General features: G+C 71.9%; 3 protein-coding genes. 1 reads left to right on the forward strand and 2 read right to left on the reverse strand.

Annotated features, from left to right (window positions below; genetic code table 11):
* On the reverse strand, window positions 1-812 hold an 812-nt coding region (locus JF597_RS54135; RefSeq protein ID WP_294014471.1), incomplete at its 3' end, for an MFS transporter.
* Between the two features lie 160 nt (window positions 813-972).
* Here JF597_RS54135 and JF597_RS54140 point away from each other — a divergent pair.
* Window positions 973-1,917, forward strand: coding sequence for a peptidoglycan-binding domain-containing protein (locus tag JF597_RS54140; RefSeq protein WP_294014473.1), 945 nt, complete (start codon window positions 973-975; stop codon window positions 1,915-1,917).
* A 208-nt stretch (window positions 1,918-2,125) separates the two neighbouring features.
* Here JF597_RS54140 and JF597_RS54145 read toward each other — a convergent pair.
* The coding region (locus JF597_RS54145; protein WP_294014475.1) for an HAD-IA family hydrolase at window positions 2,126-2,332 on the reverse strand (207 nt) is incomplete at its 5' end.

Below are 2,332 nucleotides of genomic sequence, written 5' to 3' on the forward strand. Positions count from 1 at the left end.
GGCAGCACGGGCTCGGCGGCCCGCCGCTCGACCCCCACGAACACGACCGCCAGCAGCACCCCCAGCACCGCGAGCCCGACGATCTGGGGCGATCCCCACGCCCAGGTGTTCCCGCCCAGCGAGGCCACCAGCACCAGACTGGTGGCGACGGCGGCAATGAGGAAGGTCCCCAGGTAGTCGATGACGTGCTTCCTCGACTTACGGGGAATCCGCAGCACCACGGCGATCACGGCCAGCGCGACCACGCCCACCGGAAGGTTGACGTAGAACACCCACCGCCAGCTCAGATGCTCGGTGAACAGCCCGCCCAGCAGCGGCCCGAGCACACTCGTCGCCCCGAACACCGCTCCGAAAAGCCCCTGATAGCGCCCTCGTTCACGCGGCGGAACGAGGTCGCCGACGATCGCCATCGACAACACCATCAAGCCGCCGCCGCCCAGCCCCTGCAGGGCCCGGAAGGCGATCAGCTGGGGCATGTCCTGGGCCATGCCGCACAGGGCGGACCCGATCAGGAAGATCACGATCGCGGTCTGGAACAGCCGCTTGCGCCCGTACTGGTCCCCGAGCTTGCCCCACAGCGGCGTGGCGGCCGTGGACGCCAGCAGATACGCGGTCACCACCCACGACAGATGCTCCATACCGCCGAGATCGCTGACGATCGTGGGCAGCGCGGTGGACACGATCGTCTGGTCGAGCGCGGCGAGCAGCATTCCGAGCAACAGGGCCCCGATCGAGACGAGGACGTTGCCGGAGACGTGTTGTTCCTGCCCGTCTCTCACATTCCCCGTCATACCGTGCGCGTGCGCGGCCATGAAGACCTCCTGGGGCTCTCGTTACGTCTCCATCGTGATCGGTGTGGCCGGTTATGGCCTGTTGAGTCCTGTTGGAAGCCGGTATTCCGGGGGCTTCCGACAGTCGGGTGTGGAGGGAGTCTGCATAATCGCTGGAGTTTGTGAGGGGAGGGACGAACACATGGCGGAGTCGAACGGCCATCTGTGCCCGGAGTGCCGGGCACCGAGAGGGGCCGACAACACCCCGTCCTGCGGGTGCACCCAGCGCGCGTCGGACGCATTGCGGGACACACGTACGGCGGAGGCGGCCGCGGCGGAGGACTTCGATCCGCTACGCATACGGCCGTACGTGGAACTGGACGACGAGACCGCACCGGTGCCGAATGCGCCCGCGCCGGACGTCACGATGCCGCTGCGCGTGCCGGCACCGCCGCCGGCCACCCCGAGCCGCACGGATCTGAACCTGTTCGAGGTGGAGGCCGCTCCCTCCGCGCCCGGCCGGACCCCCGACGGGCCGCCGCGCCGCACCCGACGCCGTACCGTCCTCCTCGCCACCGCCGGAGCCGTCGTGACGGTGGCCGCCGCGGCCGCCTTCGCCGGCGGCCTGTTCACGTACGAGTCACCGGTGCGGGACGAGGCGGCACGGGGTGACGTACGGCCGGCGGTCCCCGATGCGACGACTACCGCGGCGACGGCGTCTCCGTCCACGGCCGCGGCGTCCGTACGGCCGTCCTCGGCACCCCCGCCCGCCACGGCGAGCGCGAGCCCGTCGGCCTCCCCGTCCCCGTCGAGGACCAGCGCCTCGCCGAGCCCGTCGCTGTCCGCCGAGCCCTCGGCGACCCCGACGGCCTCCGCCGCGACGGATTCGGCGGCCGGGTCGGACGCGGCACGCGAGGCGGCTCCGCAGGTTCTGCGGCGCGGGGCCGAGGGCCCTGAGGTCGTCGAGCTGGAGCTGCGGCTCACCCAGGTCGGGCTGTACTCGCGCAAGGCGAGCGGGCACTACAACGAGGGGGTCGAGGACGCGGTCTCCGCGTATCAGTGGCAGCGGGGGATCCAGGGGGCGGAGCACGGGGTGTACGACCTGGTGACCCGGCAGCGGCTGGAGTCGGAGACGAAGGAGCCGTAGGCCGTTCTCCGGGTGCGGGCCCGGCGGGGGCCGGCTGGGGGTCTGGCGGACGGAGTCCTGGGGATCCACTCGACGGAGCGCCGGGATGGGTCCACCTGGCGGAGACCTGGGGGGCCACCCGACGGAGACCCGGGGAATCCACCCGAAGGGGAATTGACCCGACGAAGATCCGAGGGGGGAATCCCGCGCCGGAAAGCCGGGAGGGGATTCACCCGACGGAGAGCCGGATGGTGCCGTCCTCCCCGGCCTCGATCCGCACCTGCGTCAGATCCGCCACCACCACGTCCGGCCCGTGCACCGCGGCTCGCGCGCCGACTCCCACCACCCTCATCCCGGCCGCCTTCCCGGCGGCGATTCCCGCCCCGGAGTCCTCGAAGACGATGCAGTCGGCGGGCGCGACGCCCAGCTCCGCCGC

Source organism: Streptomyces sp. (genome assembly GCF_019510245.1).
In the GTDB taxonomy this organism is placed as follows: Bacteria; Actinomycetota; Actinomycetes; order Streptomycetales; family Streptomycetaceae; genus Streptomyces.

Bases quoted from the DNA above. Each gene is read 5' to 3' on its own strand.
- JF597_RS54140 (WP_294014473.1), top strand. From the start codon at position 973: ATGGCGGAGTCGAACGGCCATCTGTGCCCGGAGTGCCGGGCACCGAGA.